This window comes from Mesorhizobium sp. WSM4846 (genome assembly GCF_055811415.1).
Genome location: NZ_JBVVPZ010000039.1, coordinates 1 through 19133, shown reverse-complemented (window position 1 = coordinate 19133; position 19133 = coordinate 1). Strand labels below are relative to the sequence as shown.

At 61.3% G+C, this 19133-nt stretch carries 16 protein-coding genes; 7 read left to right on the top strand and 9 right to left on the bottom strand.

Features of this window, described 5'->3' with window-relative positions; genetic code table 11:
- Window positions 1-77 precede the first annotated feature (77 nt).
- Genes kce through AC0L15_RS25670 form a run of 3 tightly spaced genes read right to left on the bottom strand, consistent with a single transcriptional unit; the run spans window position 78 to window position 4038 of the window.
- Window positions 78-1007: a 3,5-dioxohexanoate:acetyl-CoA acetone transferase gene (gene kce / locus AC0L15_RS25680; protein WP_128182200.1), complete on the bottom strand. Its 930-nt coding sequence runs from the start codon at window positions 1005-1007 to the stop codon at window positions 78-80.
- 9 nt (window positions 1008-1016) lie between these two features.
- Window positions 1017-2396, bottom strand: coding sequence for an aminotransferase family protein (locus tag AC0L15_RS25675; RefSeq protein ID WP_287247443.1), 1380 nt, complete (start codon window positions 2394-2396; stop codon window positions 1017-1019).
- A gap of 1 nt (window position 2397) precedes the next feature.
- Window positions 2398-4038, bottom strand: a complete 1641-nt coding sequence (locus AC0L15_RS25670; RefSeq protein WP_128182204.1) for a N,N-dimethylformamidase beta subunit family domain-containing protein — start codon at window positions 4036-4038, stop codon at window positions 2398-2400.
- Window positions 4039-4194: 156 nt separating this feature from the next.
- Here AC0L15_RS25670 and AC0L15_RS25665 point away from each other — a divergent pair, with 156 nt between their 5' ends.
- From AC0L15_RS25665 to AC0L15_RS25635, 7 genes are all read left to right on the top strand, one after another.
- A complete protein-coding gene (locus AC0L15_RS25665) occupies window positions 4195-4443 on the top strand; it encodes a ParB N-terminal domain-containing protein (RefSeq protein WP_023798216.1) in 249 nt (82 codons plus the stop codon).
- Between the two features lie 136 nt (window positions 4444-4579).
- On the top strand, window positions 4580-5065 hold the full coding sequence (locus tag AC0L15_RS25660; RefSeq protein WP_128168485.1) for an SRPBCC family protein: 486 nt from the start codon (window positions 4580-4582) through the stop codon (window positions 5063-5065).
- Window positions 5066-5091: 26 nt separating this feature from the next.
- Complete coding sequence (locus tag AC0L15_RS25655; RefSeq protein ID WP_473497521.1) at window positions 5092-6048, top strand: alpha/beta fold hydrolase; 957 nt, start codon at window positions 5092-5094, stop codon at window positions 6046-6048.
- 187 nt (window positions 6049-6235) lie between these two features.
- A complete protein-coding gene (locus AC0L15_RS25650; RefSeq protein ID WP_473497519.1) occupies window positions 6236-6634 on the top strand; it encodes a GFA family protein in 399 nt (132 codons plus the stop codon).
- Between the two features lie 121 nt (window positions 6635-6755).
- On the top strand, window positions 6756-7004 hold the full coding sequence (locus tag AC0L15_RS25645; RefSeq protein WP_128173211.1) for a hypothetical protein: 249 nt from the start codon (window positions 6756-6758) through the stop codon (window positions 7002-7004).
- Window positions 7005-7223: 219 nt separating this feature from the next.
- Entirely contained in the window at window positions 7224-8240 is a 1017-nt protein-coding gene (locus tag AC0L15_RS25640; RefSeq protein WP_473497517.1) for a glycoside hydrolase family 25 protein, read from the top strand.
- A 149-nt stretch (window positions 8241-8389) separates the two neighbouring features.
- The gene (locus tag AC0L15_RS25635; protein WP_473497515.1) at window positions 8390-10588 is read left to right on the top strand and encodes an esterase-like activity of phytase family protein; all 2199 of its coding nucleotides are present in this window, start codon (window positions 8390-8392) and stop codon (window positions 10586-10588) included.
- Window positions 10589-10800: 212 nt separating this feature from the next.
- Here the strand turns inward: AC0L15_RS25635 and AC0L15_RS25630 are convergent, their stop codons facing one another.
- From AC0L15_RS25630 to gpt, 6 genes are all read right to left on the bottom strand, one after another.
- Window positions 10801-10995 (bottom strand): type II toxin-antitoxin system HicB family antitoxin, encoded by a 195-nt coding sequence (locus tag AC0L15_RS25630; protein WP_287247437.1) that lies wholly within the window; start codon window positions 10993-10995, stop codon window positions 10801-10803.
- A gap of 202 nt (window positions 10996-11197) precedes the next feature.
- Window positions 11198-11719, bottom strand: a complete 522-nt coding sequence (locus AC0L15_RS25625; protein ID WP_287247436.1) for a hypothetical protein — start codon at window positions 11717-11719, stop codon at window positions 11198-11200.
- Complete coding sequence (locus AC0L15_RS25620) at window positions 11716-13071, bottom strand: HD domain-containing protein (RefSeq protein ID WP_287247434.1); 1356 nt, start codon at window positions 13069-13071, stop codon at window positions 11716-11718. Before AC0L15_RS25620 ends, AC0L15_RS25625 begins: the two co-directional genes overlap by 4 nt.
- 101 nt (window positions 13072-13172) lie before the next feature.
- Window positions 13173-16955: a vitamin B12-dependent ribonucleotide reductase gene (locus AC0L15_RS25615; protein ID WP_473497512.1), complete on the bottom strand. Its 3783-nt coding sequence runs from the start codon at window positions 16953-16955 to the stop codon at window positions 13173-13175.
- A gap of 701 nt (window positions 16956-17656) precedes the next feature.
- Complete coding sequence (locus AC0L15_RS25610; protein ID WP_128168492.1) at window positions 17657-18145, bottom strand: NUDIX hydrolase; 489 nt, start codon at window positions 18143-18145, stop codon at window positions 17657-17659.
- A 216-nt stretch (window positions 18146-18361) separates the two neighbouring features.
- Complete coding sequence (gene gpt / locus AC0L15_RS25605; protein WP_023798205.1) at window positions 18362-18862, bottom strand: xanthine phosphoribosyltransferase; 501 nt, start codon at window positions 18860-18862, stop codon at window positions 18362-18364.
- Between the last annotated feature and the right edge of the window lie 271 nt (window positions 18863-19133).

Sequence of the window (19133 nt, the reverse complement as noted above, 5' to 3'; positions counted from 1 at the left end):
TCCCCCCTTGCGGGGGAGATGGCCGGCAGGCCAGAGGGGGGTGGGACGGAACGCAAGCATCTCAGGCCATAACCATCTCAGAACGCCACCCGATCGCCGCCCTTGAGCGCCAGCATCTCGCGCGCCTCAGTGGGCGTGGCGACGTCCAGCGACAGCCCGTCGAGCACGCTGCGGATGCGCCGCACCTGGTCGGCATTGGACTTTGCCAACTGGCGGCCGTCGTAAAGGCTGTCCTCCAGTCCGACGCGGACATTGCCGCCCATCGCCGCCGCAATCGAGATCATTGGCATCTGGTGGCGCCCGGCGGCCAGCACCGAAAACTGGTAGCTGTCGCCGAACAGTTTGTCGGCGATGCGCTTCATATGGACCAGATTGTCGGGATCGGCGCCGATACCGCCGAGAATGCCGAACACGAACTGGATGAACAGAGGTCCCGACACCAGACCTCGATCGCGAAAATGCGCCAGTGAGTAGAGGTGGCCGACATCGTAGCATTCAAATTCGAAGCGTGTGCCGCAGCCCTTTCCAAGTCTTTCGAGCACGGTCTCCATATCGGCAAAGGTGTTTTTGAAGATCGTGTCGCGGGTCGCTTCCAGCAGCTTCGGCTCCCACTCGTGCAGCCATTGCCTTGGCCTGTCGAGCATCGGGAACAGCGCGAAATTCATCGAGCCCATGTTGAGCGAGCACATTTCGGGCTCGGCCCTGAGCGGTGCGGCCAGCCGCTGGTCGAGCGTCATCAGCGAGGAGCCGCCGGTGGTGATGTTGATCACCGCTGATGTCGCCTGCTTGATGCGCGGCAGGAACTGCATGAACACATCAGGATCGGCGGTCGGCCGCCCATCCCCGGGGTCGCGGGCGTGAAGATGCAGGATCGAGGCGCCGGCTTCGGCAGCCGCGATCGCCTCTGCGGCGATCTGGTCCGGCGTCACCGGCAGGTGCGGCGACATCGACGGCGTGTGCACCGACCCGGTGACGGCACAGGTGATGATGACTTTTCGCGGCGCCATGGCTGGCTCTCAGCCTTCAATCGGCAGGTCGAGTTCGCCGGCCAGCACCTGCAGCGAGTCACCGATGATGGCGACGATCTCACCGACCTGTTCCTTGGTGACGATCATCGGCGGCGCCACCATGAAATTGTCGCCGTCGACCCCGCCGTTGACCTTTCGCCCATAGATGATCAGGCCGCGCTCATAGGCGAGGTCGAGCAGGCGCTGGGTGGCCTTCTTCGCCGGTGCGATCGGCCGCAGCATATCGGGGTCGGCGACCATCTCGGCGCCTAGCAGCAGGCCCTTGCCGCGCACGTCGGCGATAAACGGAAACCGCTTGGCCAGGCCCTTCAACTCAGCCATCAAAAGATCGCCCATGCCAGCCGCATTGGAGATCAGGTCGAGACGATCCATTTCGCCAAGCACGGCGAGCCCGGCGGCGCAGGCGAGCGGATTGCCGGCATAGGTATGGCCATGCTGGAAGCCGCCGGAGGCGAGCAGCGGCTGCACCAGCTGCATGGATGCGGCCAGCGCGCCGAGCGGCGCATAGCCCGAGCCCAGCCCCTTCGACAGCGCGACGATGTCGGGCTTGCAGTCAAAATGGTCGCCGCCGAGGAATTTGCCGGTGCGGCCGGCACCGCTCATCACTTCGTCATGGATGAGCAGGATGCCGTAGCGGTCGCAGATTTCGCGGATGCGCGGATAATAGCTGTCCGGCGCCACCAGCGCCGCGGTGGCAGCGCCGCCGACCGGCTCCATGATGAAGGCGAGCACGCTTTGCGGCCCCTCGGCGAGTATCTTCTCCTCCAGCATGTCGGCGTAACGGACGCCGCGCTGTTCCATCGAGAGATTGTCGCGGTCGCGCCAGGCGGCCGGCGCCGGCACGGTCGGCATGACCTGCATCATCGGCGCAAAGGTTTCGGCCAGCGCATCGTCGCCGGTGACGGCAAGCGCCCCGAGCGTGCCGCCATGATAGGAGGGAAAGCGGGTGATCACCTTCCAGCGGCTGGCCTGTCCGGTGGCGACAGCCCATTGCCGCGCCAGCTTGACGCAGGATTCCGTCGCTTCCGAACCGCCCGAGACAAAGAAGATCCGGTCCAGGCCTTCGGGCAGCTTTCCGGCCAATTCCCGTGCCAGGTCCTCGGCCGGCTCGTTCTCGAAATGCAGCCGGTAGGCGAAGGTGGCGCGATCCATCTGCCGCTTCATCGCATCGAGCACGTTGCGGTTGGAATGACCGATATTGGCGACCATCGGTCCGCTCGACCCGTCGATGAAGCGGCGGCCGTCCTGCGTCCAGATGTAGATGCCTTCGGCGCGGTCGACCAGCGGCCGGCGCAGGCTGGACAGATAGAACAGATGCGACGGCAGGCGCGTCTCGGTGTCCGGGGCAGGGGTCTGGGACTTCAGCATGTCAGGACTTTCCGAGATAGCGGTCGAGTACATTCCTGGTGACGCGCTCGACCATCGCGTCCTGCCTTAGCAGGCCGGCCACCCATTCGCAGCTTCCGGCGTGGAACACCTCGCCCTTGCCGCGCGGGAAATTGACGATCATGCCGTTGCCGCGCTTGACCTTGTCGAGATTGGCGTCGCTCGCCTCGCCGAACAGCGTTTCGGCGGTGAAGCGTCCATCCTCGTCGCCGAGAAACTGGTGTTCGAACGGGATGTCGGCGCTCTCCTCGACTTGCGCAGCCATGCCGACCGCAAGGATTTCCAGCCCATCCGGCGCGCCGCTGTCGGGCGTCGGGTAGGGCAGGCCGCCGTGGATCTCGTGGTCGAGCCCGTCGACCTCATAGCCATAGACATGGCTGTCGGCGCCGAGCAGGTCGCCGTAATAGATGCCTGTGCCGGCGAACGCCCAATGCTCAGGCCGGTAGACCGGAAAGCCGCGCACGCCGCGCGGTGCGCAACCGCCCCAGCCGGCGTAGAGGCCCCTGGTCGCATTGAGCCCGAAGGTCGTCGCACCCGGCCGGCCGATTTCCGGTGCTTCCCAGGAGTTGGTGGCGCGGGTCACGTCGCCGCCGCGATAGGCCGGATCCTCGGCACGGGCGCGGTATTTGTAGCAGACCTGCCGGCGGCCCTCGTCCTCCAGCCTGGTCTGCCACATGAAATTGCCGGCGAAGCGCGCCGCGCGACCGCCGCGCTCGATGTAGGCGTCGACAGCGTCGCGCATCTCCCAGGTCCAGTATTCGTCATGCCCGACGAAGACGACGCAGTCATAGCCGTCGAGGATTTCGGGCGAGAAATGCAGTTCGTGCTGGCTGGCGAGGTCGACCCCATAGCCGGCGCGTTCGGCAAAACGAAAGAAGTGGCTGTCATAGCTTGCCCAGCCGGACGAGGCGTATTTCTTCGAATGGCCGGTGGCGAAGGCCCATTCCATATGCGGATAGCGCGGCACGGTTTTGGGCGGCACGGCGACCTCGAGCGGCACGCGCGGCGCCTCCTTCGGCAGAACAACAAAGCCGCGGCACCATGGCCGCTGTGTCGACACCATTGGGGCATACTGGTCGCGGTTCGGGCCGGTGATGCCTTCGTAATGATTGGAGCCGCCCCAACTGTTGTAGGCAAGCCAGGTGCCGGTGGCCGCGACCTGCAGCACACGCCCGCGTTTCTTGCCGGGCTGCGGGGTAACGATGAAAAGATGATGGCAGCGGACCGGCTTGCCGTCGCGGCCATCCGCCGTCAGCGTGGCGCGGTAGGCTCCGGATGGCCAGTCGTCGCCGACGCGGAATTCAAACGAAGCGTCCCAGCCGCAGCCCACGACCGAACATTGGTCGGGTGTATCCTGCCAGCGCGCCGCGATACCGGCCTTCTCGAACATTTTCGTCTCGGCGCCGCCGTCGCGGACGATCGCCATGCTGAAGCTGGAGGCTGTAGAGCTGACATGCAGCGTCACCGTCTCGCCCCGACGGTATGAGAAACGGTCGCTGTAGCACCAGATCTCGCCATGTTCGCCGTCCATGCCCGGCCACTCCCAGTAGTGGCCGCGCACCGCTTGCCTGCGCTGGTGGGGCGTCAGTCCGAAATCGGGGAATTCGGTCGGCAAGTCAGTCATGGCTACCGGCATGATCGAAGATCGCCATTTCGGCCATCTGCTCGGCAAGCGTCAATCGGAAACGATCGGGCCAGCGATAGCTGACAGCCGGCCTTGGCCTTGCCTGTCAAACCGACTATCTCTCAAAAGGCGGCCTTTTCCGCCGCGGGAGCCGACATGCTGAGAGTGCAAAAGGTCAGGGTGGACGACATCTACGTGCCGACCGCGCGCAGGAAGACGCTGCATCCCGAGACCGTTCGGCATCTGGCCGAGGACATTCTGGAAAACGGCATGAAGACGCCGATCCAGGTGCGCCACGACGGCAAGCGCCATATCCTGGTTGAAGGCCTGCACCGGCTGGAAGCGGCAAAGTGGCTCGGCGAGACCGAGATCGAAGCCTATCTGGTGCAAGCCAAGCGCCACTAGGTTTACGCGGCCGCCCGCCTAAATCGGTCTAGCGAGATTTTTCGCGAGACCGTGTCGGGCTGCGCGTTGCCCGCTCGTCCTTGAGACGGAAACCGGCATTCAAGCAACCCTTTTGCAAGCAAGTGAGGAGACCATCATGACGACCAAGCTCGACATCGCCCCCAGCTCCGACCGCGAACTGGTTCTTGCCCGCATCATCGATGCGCCGCGCGAGAACGTCTATCGCTGCTGGACCGAGCCGAAGCTCGTGACGCAATGGTTCGCGCCAAAGCCGTGGACGACGCCGCGCGCCGAAATGGACGTACGCACCGGCGGCTCCAGCCTGGTTGTGATGGCCGGTCCCGACGGCAACGAGTTCCCGAACCCCGGGGTCTTCCTCGAAGTCGTGCCGGGCAAAAAGATCGTTCTCACCGACGCCTACACAAAGGCGTGGGAGCCGTCCGAAAAGCCGTTCATGACGGTCGTGCTGACCTTTGAGGATGAGGGCGAGGGCAAGACCCGCTACATCGCCCGGGTTGCGCATTGGTCGGTCACTGACCGCGAAGAGCACGAGAAGATGGGCTTTCACGAGGGCTGGGGCCAGTGCGCCGACCAGCTCGAAGAAGTCGCCAGGCGGCTTTGATATCGGCGGGACGCAAGGAGACCGACATGTCCAGATCGATGTTTTTCGCCATTTTCGCGTCGGCCGCGGCGCTCTTCGCCGCGCCGGGCGCCACCAAAGCCGAGGACGCAAAGCCGTCCATGACCAGCGAAACGAAAGCCATGCCGAAGCCGGCGAAATCCGGCCTGCTGCCGATCAACGGCCTGAATTATTATTACGCCGTCTATGGCCGGGGCGAGCCGCTGTTTCTGCTGCATGGTGGGCTCGGCACCACCGACATGTTCGCGCCGATCCTGCCGAAGCTTGCCGAAAGCCGCACCGTCATCGGCGTCGACCTGCATGGTCACGGCCGCACCGCGCTCGGCGATCGGCCGTTGAGCCTTGAGGCGATGGGCGACGACATGGCGGCGATCGTCAAGGCGCTCGGCTACGACAAAGTCGACGTCATGGGTTATTCGCTGGGCGGCGGCGTCGCCTTCCGCATGGCCGTCCAGCATCCCGAGACAGTGCGCCGGCTGGTCCTGGTCTCGACCGGCTATGCCTCGGACGGCTTCTATGCCGACATGCGTACTCAGCAGGCGCAGGTCGGCGCGGCGATGGCCGACATGATGAAGGACACGCCGATGTACAAATCCTACGTGGCGGTCGCGCCGCGCCCGCAGGATTTTCCAAAACTGCTCGATCAACTGGGCGCCTATATGCGCAAGGACTACGACTACTCCGCCGACGTGGCGAAGCTGAAGATGCCGGTCATGCTGGTTTTTGGCGACAGCGACATGTACCGGCCCGAGCATGAGATCAAGTTCTACCAGATGCTCGGCGGCGGGCTGAAGGACGCCGGCTGGATGCGCGAGAACCTGTCGCAGAACCGCCTGGCCATCCTGCCGAACCGCACCCATTACGACGTGTTTTTTGCGCCGGAACTGGTGGCCGCCGCACTGCCCTTCCTCAATGGCGAGACCAAGGTCAGGACCTGGGACGAGATCGTCAGCGAAACGCACTGACCGCCTGACAACTGCCTGCCGGCCGTCCTCCCGCGAGATGGCCGGCGACGCTCGTTGCGCATCGCGCCTGATCGTACGTTCGGCCTGCCGCATCACGCCAACAGATGGCGCCATCAAAGCTTTTCAATTGACGCTCCTATCCCGGCAGCTACCTTCCTGACAATCTTCAGAAAGACGGGCTAAGACAATGGCGAAATATCACGGTGGCTGCCTGTGCGGGGCAGTGCGCTACCGCACTGAGGCCGCGCCAATCAACGAGCGCGTCTGCCATTGCCGGCTTTGCCAGAAGGCGCTGGGCGCGGCCTTCAACGCCCGCGTGCTGTTCCGTATCGACGATGTGACCATTGACGGGCCGGTGGCGACGGTGAATTCCTCGCCCGATCTCAAGCGCGGCTTCTGCCCGGGCTGCGGCACGACGATGTTTTCCCGGCGCGACTCCGCCGGCATCATCGGCATCACCTCCGGCTCGCTCGACGATCCTTCCATGTTCAAACCGCAGATGCATATCTGGACCGCCTCGAAGCAGCCCTGGGTGCAACTCGACGACGAACTGCCGCAATATGAAGGCGCCCCCCCGCCCAACTGAGGCGCAGGGCGTGCCCAAATTTTTTTCGTCCGGGACACGAGATAGTCGGCAAAGCGTCATTGGCGAGCCATCATTGCCGCCTATCTATTGCCTGCGGGTCGGCAGTCGAAGGAGGCGACGGATGAATGACAGAATTAACACCCTGGATGAGCTTTTGAGCGATCCAATGGTCAAGCTGGTGATGGAGCGTGACCGCGTGCAGCCGGCCGAGCTTCGCTCGCTGCTTGAAGAAAAGGTTCGCCGGGATGACGATGCGTCGGTCAATCCCGTCACCGATCGCCCAAACTCCGATCGCCTTGGCACCGACCGCTCCGTCCCGCCCGCTCATATGGTAGCCGAGAGCTGCCACAAGCTATGGTTGTGTGGCTAAGCAGCGGCCTGCAGGTGTCGGCGATCCTTCGCGCGCCTTCGGTCCTGCGGCGTTTCCAGGCTCTCACCGCTACGGTGATAGAGCGAGCGCCTTGCCCAGCCCCTCTGCCCTAACAATTTGATTCAAACTTTGTTGGTAATTTCTTGTTAGTAATCCGGACTGGTTTGTCCGGCGGCGTTGTCTTGCCCTCGGTCTGTTGTGTTCTGCGTACAGGTCCAGATGCGGTTATCAGGCGTCGTCATCTTCTCGATCGCGTCACTTTGCCTTGCCGGCTGCACGTCCACGTCCGGCGTCGACGCGCTGCAAGTGCCGTCCAGCGAGACGACCAGCTCGGTTGTACGACCGCCCGCGCCGGTGGCGTCGGTCGGCGCTGCCGATGCCGAACCCGACTTCGCGCCGGAGGAGGCGACGGAGCAGACTGTGGCAATGGCCACTCCGGAGCCTGCCGAAAGCATCGAGCCACCCGTCGAGCCGATTGCCCTGGTGGCGCCGAAGCGGCTGGCACGGGCAGCACCGATCCTTGCCGAGCCGGTCCAGCGCTATCGTTTCCGTGACGCCAAGCCGATCAATTTCGGCAGGGCATCGCCCAGGCACCTCGCCGTTCACGGCGTCGACGTCTCGCGCTGGCAAGGCAATGTGAACTGGGCGAAGCTGCGCGCGCAGGGCGCGAACTTCGCCTACATCAAGGCGACCGACGGCGGCGATCACCTCGACCCGATGTTCAGGAAGAACTGGCGCAATGCCGACGCCGCCGGCCTCAAGCGCGGCGCCTATCACTTCTTCTACTGGTGCCGCACCGCTAGTGAGCAGGCTGACTGGTTCATCCGCAACGTGCCGAGGGTCGAGGGCGCCTTGCCGCCGGTGATCGATGTCGAGTGGAACGGCGAATCCAGCTGCAAGCGGCGGCCGTCGCGGCAAAAGGTGCTGGAGAAGATGCAGGTGTTCATGGACAAGCTCGAGCGCCACTACGGCCAGCGGCCCATCATCTACACCGCGCCTGATTTCTACCGCGACAATCTCAGAGGCGCATTTCTGGACTATCCATTCTGGCTGCGCGCGGTGGCACAGCACCCGTCAAAGGTCTATCCCGGCCGCAAATGGGTGTTCTGGCAGTATTCCGGCTCCGGCCTGTCGCATGGGGTGAGGGGCCGCATCGACCTCAACGTCTTCCACGGCGACGAGAGAGCCTGGCGGAACTGGGCTGGCGGGCGGCAGATGGTGGCCGAGGCGGAGTAGGCGGCCGAGGAAAGCCCCATTCGCAGGCCAGCATGAGATGAATATTGACGGACCTGGCCGCCTGTCGCGGAAGTGTCATCGATCCGTCATCGCATTGCAATGTCGTTCCCGCAATCAGGTGGCTTCCATTCGAACAGGAGACGCCACCCGTGCCCCGCCATTCCGCGCTTTTCGTCCTGACGGCAGCGCTTGCTGCCTCGGTTTCGCTGCCGGCCCATGCCGACATGATGTTCAACCGGGTCGCGAGCTTCGCAGTCGCCGGTAACCTGCCGGGAAACGTCGAGAACACCACGCCGACTTCGTCCGAGATCATCACGGCGAGCGAAGACGGCATGACGCTGGTTTATTCCGATAGCCCGCTCGGTGCTGTCGGCTTCATCGACATCGCCGATCCCAAGGCGCCCAAGGCCGGCGGCATCGTCAAGATAGCAGGCGAGCCGACCTCGGTTGTGGTCATCGGCGGCAAGGTGCTGGCCGGCGTCAACACGTCGGAAAGCAAAGCCAGGCCTTCGGGCAATCTCACCGTTATCGACCTTGCCTCCAAGGCGATCGAAAGCACTTGCGACCTCGGCGGCCAACCGGACTCGCTGGCGTTCAGCAAGGACGGCAAGTTTTTGGCCATCGCCATCGAGAACGAGCGCGACGAGGATCTGAACGACGGAGAAATTCCGCAGATGCCGGCGGGCGACCTCAGGATTTTCACGCTTGCCGAAGGCCAGCCTGATTGCGCGACGATGAAGACCGTCAACCTGGCGGGCATTGCCGAAGTCGCTGGGGAAGATCCCGAGCCGGAATTCGTCGCCTTCAACGAGGCCGGCGAGATAGCTGTCACGCTGCAGGAAAATAACCACATCGCCATCGTCAACGCCGAAACCGGCGCGATCGTCACGCACTTCTCCGCAGGCTCGGCCACTCTGGACAAGATCGACACCAGGAAGAACGGCGCCTTGTCCTTCGATGGCAAGATCGAAAACGTCGCGCGCGAGCCCGACGCCGTGAAATGGCTCGACAATGACCGCCTCGCCGTCGCCAACGAAGGCGACTACAAGGGCGGCTCGCGCGGTTTCACGATCTTCAGCAAGAAGGGCGAGGTGCTCTACGAATCCGGTTCGTCCTTCGAGTACCAGGTCGCCAATGCCGGCCATTATCCCGACGACCGCAACAAGAAGGGCGTCGAGCCGGAAGGTCTCGAGACCGGCACGTTCGGCGAGGATAGGCTGCTGTTCGTCGCTTCGGAGCGTGGCTCCGTTGTCGGCGTCTACAAGGACGCGGGTGCGGAGCCCCGGTTTGTCCAGATCCTGCCGTCCGGCATCGGTCCGGAGGGCTTGGTCGCGATCCCGTCGCGCAATCTCCTGGTCACCGCCAACGAGGCCGACCTGGTCGAGGACGGGCTCGCCCGCTCGCACGTGATGATCTACGAGCGCTCCGAGGGTCCCGCCACTTACCCGATGATCACGGCAAAGCCCACGGCAGACGGCACGCCGCTCGGCTGGGGCGCGCTTTCGGCGCTCGCGGCCGGCGACACTGCCGGCAAGCTGTTCGCTGCCTCGGACTCGTTCTACGCCAACGCGCCCTCGATCTTCGAGATCGATGCCACCCAGACGCCGGCGCTGATCACCGGCAAGACCATCGTCACGCGTGATGGCCACCCTGCACAGAAGATCGACATCGAGGGTCTTGTCGCCAACGGTGAAGGCGGCTTCTGGCTGGCCAATGAAGGCGATCCGGCAAAGCTCGTCCCGCACGCCATCCTGCGCGTCGACGACAAGGGCGTGATCAAGCAGGAAATCGGCTTCCCGATGGAACTGCTCGCCCACCAGAGCCGCTTCGGTCTCGAAGGCATCACCGCGATCGGCGAAGGCGACGACCTGACGCTGGTGATGGCTGTCCAGCGCGAATGGGCCGACGACCCCAAGGGCCAGGTCAAGCTCTTGGCCTACAAGCCCAAGGCCAAGGAATGGTCGGCGGTGCGCTACCCGCTCGAAGCGACCGAAGCCGGCTGGATGGGCCTGTCGGAGATCACCACGCACGACGGCAAGCTCTACATCCTCGAACGCGACAACCAGATCGGCGACCTGGCCAAGGTGAAGCGCATCTATTCGGTGGCGCTCGACGCCTTCAAACCGGCCAAGCTCGGTGGCGACCTGCCGTTGGTCGAAAAGACGCTGGTGCGCGACATCGTCGGCGACCTGAAATCAGCCAGCAACGGCTATGTCGCCGACAAGGTCGAAGGTTTCACCATCGACAAGAATGGCGACATCTTCGTCGCCACCGACAATGACGGCGTCGACGATTCTTCCGGCGAAACCCTGTTTTTACGCCTGGGTAACATCAGCGCCGTGAACTGAGGGTGTTTCCCTCCCCCTTGAGGGGAGGGTCGATCCGCGAAGCGGATCGGGGTGGGGTCGTTTCGGCCGCTCGACTCTTCCCTGACGGACAATCCGACAACAGCCGCAGAATCTTCGCTGCGGCAGTTTTCGTTGACGACATGCGCGGCGGGTTTCCGCGGAACCCAAACCGCCAGCACGTCGGTCGCGGATGGTGTTGGACCTCTACATATTTATTCCGCCAGGCCGACACCTTTGGGCACACCCAGCCCATCGGCACGCAAGCCTTCGATATGAAAGCATATTGCATCGCGAATTTCGGTTTCCACCTCAGGCACCGTCGCGCCGGTCGCGATGCAGCCGGGTAGATCTGGCACGTAGGCGGAAAAATTATTGCCGGCCTTTTCGATCACCACCGCGTAACGCATGTCATCACTCCTTTAAACCGGACTGCTTGAGGATGCTGCTCAGTGTTCCCGGTGCAACTTTCAGACATTCCCAAGAAGCGGGCTGGAAAGTACGGAGTGACGTTCAAGGACTGACGCGGAGGGCGAACGCGAGAAGCGGTGGGCGCCGTGGCCGCACGCACCAATGACAATCCCGACGAGATCAGGGCCTGCATCTTGTGAGTTATCGAATAAGCTCAGCCTCCCTCAACGCACCTAAGGCCATCTCTTGTGCAATGTGCGGTTTTAATTTGGTAATCGTTTTTGCCTGCTCTTCAAGAGAGAAATTGGAAAAGTTTGACATTACATAAACGGCTGTAGCAACTCGTTCAAGCTCCGCTACGTTTTTTCGGGCCAATGCACTACTAACTGAGTAAATCCCCGCCTCAAATTGAGAATAAAAACTATCCAGGCGAGTGTTAAGCGCCTTCCAAAGGGAATCGCTTACTCGAAAACTTGGGCCATAGCCCGGATTGTTCTCAGTATATAGCAAGCCACGGCTAAGCATGTGAACAATGCTTTTGCTCATGTCAAAAGAAAAAGGGCCGTGCTTATATAGCACGAACTCACTCTCAAATGGGATGTTTCGCCTTACCTTTGCGATGTACGCGGCTTTCTGAATATGTGTTTCGCCTGTCCAACTCCCGCGATCCTTCAAAGCCTTTACAACGCCCCCTATGAGTACCATCTCTCTGGATGTCGTCATGTTAGGTCTCCTTGAAGTACCTTATCCCGGTTGCTTGTTATCCAGTCTCTTGCTGTCTGTGCTAATTCTGGCGAAAAATACACAGAATCGACTGTCATGAGCGGGAAGTTTCTCAGTATCGGAGAAAGCGTAATGGAAGATTCGATACGACCGTCCTGCATTATCACGGGAAATAGAGCGTAGGAGCTTCCCTGAATGTAAAGGTCTTTTTTTGTCTCTGATTCGCCGAATTCTTTTGCCAGAGCTTTCCAAATTTGATGGGCTGGCGAGTTGAATGGCTGATCAATCTCCACTTCAACTTTCCCATCCTCAATTGATCTTTTTAGGACGTCTTGGTCGCTCGGGTTAAATGCATACACAAGCCGAAAATGCCCTCTGCAGAGGATTGCCTTCGCAGAGGCATGCCCAACCGCGCGCCCATCCAATTGAGCGGACCGAATCGCGCTCATGACCTCATTGTCTGTCTGTGACAAATGAAAGGCAACGTCTCTGCTGTAGCCGTTTGCCCCGTAGTGCGAGACCATAAAATCGATCAAGTGTTGATCATATATACGTCGTACGGGATAAAAGTAAATTTGCTCATACATGAAGTAACGCGCAAGCAGCATTGCCTCGGCGGAGTGGAGGCCGTTTAATTCGACGCCAAGGGTTGGCTCTTGGCTCTTATCTTCTCCGGACTCTTTCGGTAGGATTCGTAGAGAAGACATGAGTTTTAGATGATCAAATTTTCCATAACTGACCCCGGAGTGATAAGAGTCCCGTAGAAGATAGTCCATTCGGTCAACTCCGAACGAGTCGCCAGTAATAATTTCAGATAAAATTGACTCCCAAGTCGTAAACTCGACATTCTTGAGCTTCTTTTGTCCAACTGCTAGTTTTTGGACGTCTTTAAAATTGATCGGGTGCCCAATTTGCCAAACGTGACTCAGGTGACCGCATTCTATGAGGTCAAGGGTGAGATTCTCATGGTCTTCGCCCTTTGGAAGCAGCCTTTTTTCAGCGGCGTGTGAGAAGGGTAAGTGACCGAGGTCGTGCGCTAGCGCAGCCAATGAAAGAACTGATCGCCAATGTGGCAAGTGCTGACGATCAGGTATGATGTGTTCTATTTTCGGATGGATGTTAGCTGGGTCTGTCACGATATCGAACACCCGCCGCGCAAGGTGCATCACTCCTAACGAATGCTCAAACCGTTTATGTGTGGCGCCGGGATAAACGAGGGAAGAGAGCGCCAGTTGATTGATGTGCCGCAAACGCTGGAACGGAATAGAATCAACAAGCGCTCTTTCTTGCCGATCCAGTTCGATGAAATCATGCAGAGGGTCGCGGAATTCGTGGATCCGTTTGAGCGGCATCGGCGACCTTCTGAAGGATGTTTCCTATTTGTTCTACTCGAATCTCACATGCGCGGCAAGACTGCCGTGCACGTGAGATTTACTTGTCACCAGTATCCAAATTACGAACACCCGCTCGTCGAGCCACAGGTGTCGCACTTCTCGCACGTGCCGTTCCGCACCATCGTGAAATTGTGGCATTCGGAGCATTCGTTGCCGGTGTAGCCCTGCATCAGGGATTGCTGACGCCTTGTAGCGGCAAGCGCCTTGGCCTCGGCCGCTTCTTTCGCGGCCTCGTCGGTGAACAGCCCAGTCGGTTCGGTTGCTTCTTCGTAGACGATATCCTCGACCAGTTCCTTCGCCCGCTCCTCGTAGTCTCGCTTATAGGCCATCGCTTCGTCGCTGGCCGGCTTCAGCGCCAGCACATTGGAGCCTGAGAACGCCGTCGGCGCCGAGCGAGTGGGAGCGGGAGAGGGATTTGAACCGCCGAACCCCTTGGGGTCGGCGCCCATGCCCGATACCAGCTTGACCGGCGAGACGCCGCGGGTCAGCCCCTTCGAGAACGGCGTCGCCTTGCCTTCGTTGATGCCGCGGCCGAGTGCGGTCTTGTCGAAGTCCGACTGGTCGACATGGGCGAGGTCGTGGCGGGCAAGATAGGACACGGCAAGCTCGCGGAACACGTAGTCGAGGATCGACGTGGCGTTCTTGATCGCGTCATTGCCCTGCACCATGCCGGCCGGCTCGAATTTGGTGAAGGTGAAGGCTTCGACATATTCCTCGAGCGGCACGCCATATTGCAGGCCGAGCGAGATGGCGATGGCGAAGTTGTTCATCATCGCCCGGAAGGCCGCACCTTCCTTGTGCATGTCGATGAAGATCTCGCCAAGGCGACCGTCGTCGAATTCGCCGGTGCGCAGATAGACCTTGTGGCCGCCGACGACCGCTTTCTGGGTATAGCCCTTGCGGCGGTTCGGCAGCTTTTCGCGGTCGCGATAAAGGCGTTCGACGACGCGTTCGACGATCTTTTCGGTCACCTGCACGGCGCGCTGTGAAGCAGGTGCTGCGATCAGCTGCTCGACGGCATCGTCCTCGTCGTCTTCGACGTCGGCAAGCAGCGAGGCATTGAGCGGCTGCGAGAGTTTCGAGCCGTCGCGATAGAGCGCGTTGGCCTTCAGCGCCAGCTTCCACGACAGCATGTAGGCGCCCTTGGCGTCTTCCACCGTCGCGTCGTTCGGCATGTTGATGGTCTTGGAAATGGCGCCGGAGATGAAGGGCTGGGCTGCCGCCATCATCTGGATGTGGCTGTTGATCGACAGTGAACGCTTGCCGATCTTGCCGCACGGGCTGGCGCAGTCGAACACCGGCAGATGCTGGTCTTTCAGAAATGGTGCTCCCTCGAGGGTCATCGCCCCGCAGACATGGATGTTGGCGGCCTCGATGTCCTTCTTCGAGAAGCCGAGCGCCGGCAGCATCTCGAACGAGAAATCGTTGAGCTGCTCGTCGGTGAAGCCAAACGTCTCCTTCACCCAGTCGGCACCCAGCGTCCACTGGTTGAAGACGAACTTGATGTCGAAGGCCGACTTCAACGCGGCGTTAAGTGCTGCGATCTTGTCGTCGGTAAAACCCTTTGCCCTAAGCGAGCCGGGGTTGATGGCAGGCGCCTGGTTGAGGTTTCCGTGGCCGACCGCATAGGCCTCGATCTCGGCGATCTGGCTTTCCGAATAGCCGAGCGTGCGCAGCGCTTCAGGGACGGCGCGGTTGATGATCTTGAAATAGCCGCCGCCGGCCAGCTTCTTGAATTTCACCAGTGCGAAATCGGGCTCGATGCCGGTGGTGTCGCAATCCATGACCAGGCCGATCGTGCCGGTCGGCGCGATCACGGTTGCCTGCGCATTGCGGTAGCCATGCTCCTCGCCGAGCTCGATGGCGCGGTCCCAGGCAGCCTTGGCATGGGCGGCAAGCTCCGGCTGCTTCAGGTCGGAGGCGACCAGCGGCACCGGGTTGACGGCGAGTTTCTCGTAGCCGTCCTTGTCGCCATAGGCAGCACGGCGGTGATTGCGCATGACACGCAGCATGTTCTGGGCATTGCGGTCGTAATCGGGGAAAGCGCCGAGCTCGGCGGCCATTTCGGCCGAGGTGGCATAGGCCGTGCCGGTCATGATTGCGGTGAGCGCTGCGCAGATGGCGCGGCCCTCGTCGGAATCATAGGGAATGCCCGAGGTCATCAGCAGGCCGCCAATATTGGCGTAGCCGAGGCCGAGCGTCCGGTATTCGTAGGAGAGCTTGGCGATCTCCTTCGACGGGAACTGCGCCATCATGACGGAAATTTCCAGCACCATGGTCCACAGCCGAACCGTGTGCTCGTAGGCAGCGATGTCGATGGTGCCGTCGGCGTTGCGATAGGGCAGCAGGTTGATCGAGGCCAGGTTGCAGGCGGTGTCGTCGAGGAACATGTATTCCGAGCACGGGTTGGACGCCCGGATCGCACCGGCCGCGGCGCAGGTGTGCCAGTCGTTCATCGTCGTGTTGAAGTGCAGGCCCGGGTCGGCCGACGCCCAGGCGGCATAGCCGATCTTCTCCCACAGATCCCTGGCCTTCAGCGTCTTCATCACCTTGCCGTCCTTGCGGGCGGTGAGATGCCAGTCTCCGTCCTGCTCCACGGCGCGCAGGAAATCGTCCTTCAGCGAGACCGAATTGTTGGAGTTCTGACCCGAAACGGTGAGGTAGGCGTCCGAATCCCAGTCGGTGTCGTAGGTCTTGAACGACATCGAGGTGTAGCCCTGTCTGGCAAACTGGATGACGCGGTAGATATAGTTCTCCGGCACCCCGTCCTTCTTGGCCAGCTTGATCTCACGTTTCAGCGCGGTGTTGATCGCCGGGTCGAAGCAATCGTCGTCCTGGCCTTCGCAGTTGATGCAGGCCTTCATGATCGCTTCGAGGTGCTTCTTGACGATCTTCGAGCCGGTGACCAGCGAAGCGACCTTCTGCTCCTCATTGACCTTCCAGTCGATGAACTCCTCGATATCGGGATGGTCGGCGTCGACGATGACCATCTTTGCAGCGCGGCGCGTCGTGCCGCCCGACTTGATGGCGCCCGCCGCGCGGTCGCCGATCTTGAGGAAGCTCATCAGGCCGGACGAGCGGCCGCCGCCGGACAGTTTTTCGCCTTCGCCGCGCAGGAACGAGAAGTTGGAGCCGGTGCCGGAGCCGTATTTGAACAGGCGCGCTTCACGCACCCACAAATCCATGATGCCGCCTTCGTTGACGAGATCGTCCTGCACGCCCTGGATGAAGCAGGCATGCGGCTGCGGATGCTCGTAGGAAGACTTCGACTTGGTCAGCTTGCCGGTGAACGGGTCGACATAGAAGTGGCCCTGGCTCGGGCCGTCGATGCCGTAGGCCCAGTGCAGGCCGGTGTTGAACCATTGCGGCGAGTTCGGCGCAACGCGCTGGGTGGCCAGCATATAGGCGAGCTCGTCGCGGAAGGCGCGCGCGTCGTCCTCCGACTTGAAGTAGCCGCCCTTCCAGCCCCAATAGGTCCAGGTGCCGGCAAGACGGTCGAAGACCTGGCGGGCGTCGATCTCGGAGCCGTAGCGCTCGGCTGCGGGCAGTTTTGCCAGCTCGGCCTCGTCGGCGACGGAGCGCCACAGGAAGGAGGGGACGTCATTCTCCTCGACCTTCTTCAGCCGTGCCGGCACTCCGGCCTTGCGGAAATATTTCTGCGCCAGGATGTCGGCGGCAACCTGACTGAACTGCGCCGGCACATCGATATTGTCCAAGCGGAACACCACCGAGCCATCCGGATTCTTGATCTCCGAAAGCGCCTTGCGGAATTCGATCTCCGCATAAGCCGCCCGTTCTTGACCTGCTAGCCCTTGCTTGGTGAAACGACGCTCGATGCGCATTGGTCCTATCCCTTTGTGTCTAGATATAGCGCCTTTCCCAGGGGATTTCTGCCCCCATTGCGAAACGCGCATGTCCGCCGTCTGCCGGCGTTCGAAAACGGCCGGCTCCTTTTCACGAGGCTCCGCCCGCCCTGCTGGTCGAACTCCTTGCGAAGTAGCCGTCCAACGCGCCGACAGACCCTGCGGGTCCCTCAAGACTGAAACTTTTTTGCGACTCCCTCAATCGAGGGAACTTCACATTATCTAGCGTCGAACCTACCTGCAAACACTAAATATAGTATTAACAGACAATTTATTCCAGTCCGACATTTTTCCCTTTCGTCCCCAAAAACCCCAAAATCCCGACGCCTCCGCCGGCCCCGTAGCCAGGGCAGAAATGCGGCCAAACGCACATAATCCGGGAAAAAAGACCGGGCTCAAAACTTTCCGGTCGCGCTCTCAACAGGAGCGCATGACCTATAAAAGGCGACTCGTTTTGCGCCGTCAAGGATTCGTTTGCGTAGCTTTTGTGACCCCAACATCTTGTGTGTCACATATGTGGATAACGGGGATAGAAGTGGCCGCAGGATTTCGATTTACCCACGTTCAGGCCATCAGCCCGACAACGCATGCCAAAGCTGGAGTGGCCAAATCGATTCCCTTTGCCCAAGAACATCGCCGGTGATGCGCGGCAGGTGCGCGGCTTTGGCCGCTATGCTTGCTCAGGAGAACTGGTGCGGGTCGGCACAGAAATAGGCGATGATCTGGCCAAGATCCGGCTCGTTGACCATGCGCACAGCCTCGGCGGGGCTGACCCATTTTCGGATGCGCGACCGCTTTTCCTTCCACCGGTCGGCGATCTTGTCGACCCGCAGCGGAAACACCAAAACCTCGCAAGGCACTTCCTCGCCGGAAGCCAATGCCTTGGCATAGAAGTAGCGGCCGGCTTCGTGGTGGGAGACCGTGCCGCGCAGTCCGGCTTCCTCGCCGGCCTCGCGCGCCGCCGCTTCGCAAAGCAGTTCCTTGGCCTCAGGCCAGCCCTTGGGAAGCACCCAGCGACCGGTATCGCGGCTGGTGATCAGCATGATCTCGACGCCATGGCCGGTGTCGCGCCAGGGCAATGCTGCAACCTGCAGGCGGCACGGCGCTGCGCCGAAGAGCCGCTGGACCCTTTCGGCCAAATGGTTGTGCGTTACTGGCCTCGTCAACATCGTAGAAGCTTGCCCCAGCCTCCAGAATCACTTGTCGTCTCGTGAATCTTACGGCTAATCATAAGCAATAAAAGTAAAAAACCTCATACGCACGAATTAACCACACACGAGACGTCGATTCAGGAATATCGTGCGCCGCTGCACTCTTTCAAGAAGTGCGCCGGCAAGAAGGCCGCGCCGGTATGTTCCGGGAGGAGAAAAAGCAGCTGCCGCGAATCAGCCGGCGTGGTCGTCGGCGATCGGCTTCTGGTAGGTGAAGCCCATGTCCCACGGAAAATAGATCCAGGTGTCCTGGCTGACCTCGGTGACGAAGGTGTCGACCAGCGGCCTGCCTTTCGGCTTGGCGTAGACGGTGGCGAAATGCGCCTTGGGCATCATGGCGCGGACGATGCCCGCGGTCTTGCCGGTGTCGGTGAGGTCATCGATGATCAATACGCCGGCGCCGTCATCGGCGAGCAGTGCCGGCGTGACCTCCTTCAGCACCTGCAACTGCCCCTGGCTGGCATAGTCGTGATAGGAGGCGACGCAAACCGTCTCGATGACCCGGATGCCGAGTTCACGCGAGATGATGGCGGCCGGCACCAGGCCGCCGCGGGTGATGCAGACGATCGCTTTCCATTGGCCTTTGTTGGCGCCGGCAAGCCGCCAGGCGAGCGCACGCGCGTCGCGGTGGAACTGATCCCACGAGACGGGAAAGGCCTTTTCGGGAAGGGACATTTCTGCGCACTCCGCAGCGCGCGAAAAACCGCGCGCAGACACTTGAAGGAACGCGCGGAATTAACTGGAAAGCCCTGGCCCTGGCAAGGGGCGATGCAAGACGGGGCGGCGGCAGGGCTTCAGACAAAAGAGGGCCTTCGGCTCATGTCGGTGTGACCAGTCCTGGATGTTGGCGCCGTCCCTCATTGCCCTGCCTGTCCAGTTGATGGATGGGTAACACTTTGAACCGGATACATGGGTTACAGTTTTCCCCCTGTCGTGGGGGGGGGGG

Bases quoted from the DNA above. Each gene is read 5' to 3' on its own strand.
- AC0L15_RS25610 (WP_128168492.1), bottom strand. From the start codon at position 18,145: ATGTTGACGAGGCCAGTAACGCACAACCATTTGGCCGAAAGGGTCCAG.
- AC0L15_RS25650 (WP_473497519.1), top strand. From the start codon at position 6,236: ATGGCGAAATATCACGGTGGCTGCCTGTGCGGGGCAGTGCGCTACCGC.
- AC0L15_RS25645 (WP_128173211.1), top strand. From the start codon at position 6,756: ATGAATGACAGAATTAACACCCTGGATGAGCTTTTGAGCGATCCAATG.
- AC0L15_RS25670 (WP_128182204.1), bottom strand. From the start codon at position 4,038: ATGACTGACTTGCCGACCGAATTCCCCGATTTCGGACTGACGCCCCAC.
- AC0L15_RS25660 (WP_128168485.1), top strand. From the start codon at position 4,580: ATGACGACCAAGCTCGACATCGCCCCCAGCTCCGACCGCGAACTGGTT.
- AC0L15_RS25665 (WP_023798216.1), top strand. From the start codon at position 4,195: ATGCTGAGAGTGCAAAAGGTCAGGGTGGACGACATCTACGTGCCGACC.
- AC0L15_RS25655 (WP_473497521.1), top strand. From the start codon at position 5,092: ATGTCCAGATCGATGTTTTTCGCCATTTTCGCGTCGGCCGCGGCGCTC.
- kce (WP_128182200.1), bottom strand. From the start codon at position 1,007: ATGGCGCCGCGAAAAGTCATCATCACCTGTGCCGTCACCGGGTCGGTG.
- AC0L15_RS25675 (WP_287247443.1), bottom strand. From the start codon at position 2,396: ATGCTGAAGTCCCAGACCCCTGCCCCGGACACCGAGACGCGCCTGCCG.
- gpt (WP_023798205.1), bottom strand. From the start codon at position 18,862: ATGTCCCTTCCCGAAAAGGCCTTTCCCGTCTCGTGGGATCAGTTCCAC.
- AC0L15_RS25625 (WP_287247436.1), bottom strand. From the start codon at position 11,719: ATGACGACATCCAGAGAGATGGTACTCATAGGGGGCGTTGTAAAGGCT.
- AC0L15_RS25620 (WP_287247434.1), bottom strand. From the start codon at position 13,071: ATGCCGCTCAAACGGATCCACGAATTCCGCGACCCTCTGCATGATTTC.
- AC0L15_RS25615 (WP_473497512.1), bottom strand. From the start codon at position 16,955: ATGCGCATCGAGCGTCGTTTCACCAAGCAAGGGCTAGCAGGTCAAGAA.
- AC0L15_RS25640 (WP_473497517.1), top strand. From the start codon at position 7,224: ATGCGGTTATCAGGCGTCGTCATCTTCTCGATCGCGTCACTTTGCCTT.
- AC0L15_RS25630 (WP_287247437.1), bottom strand. From the start codon at position 10,995: ATGCGTTACGCGGTGGTGATCGAAAAGGCCGGCAATAATTTTTCCGCC.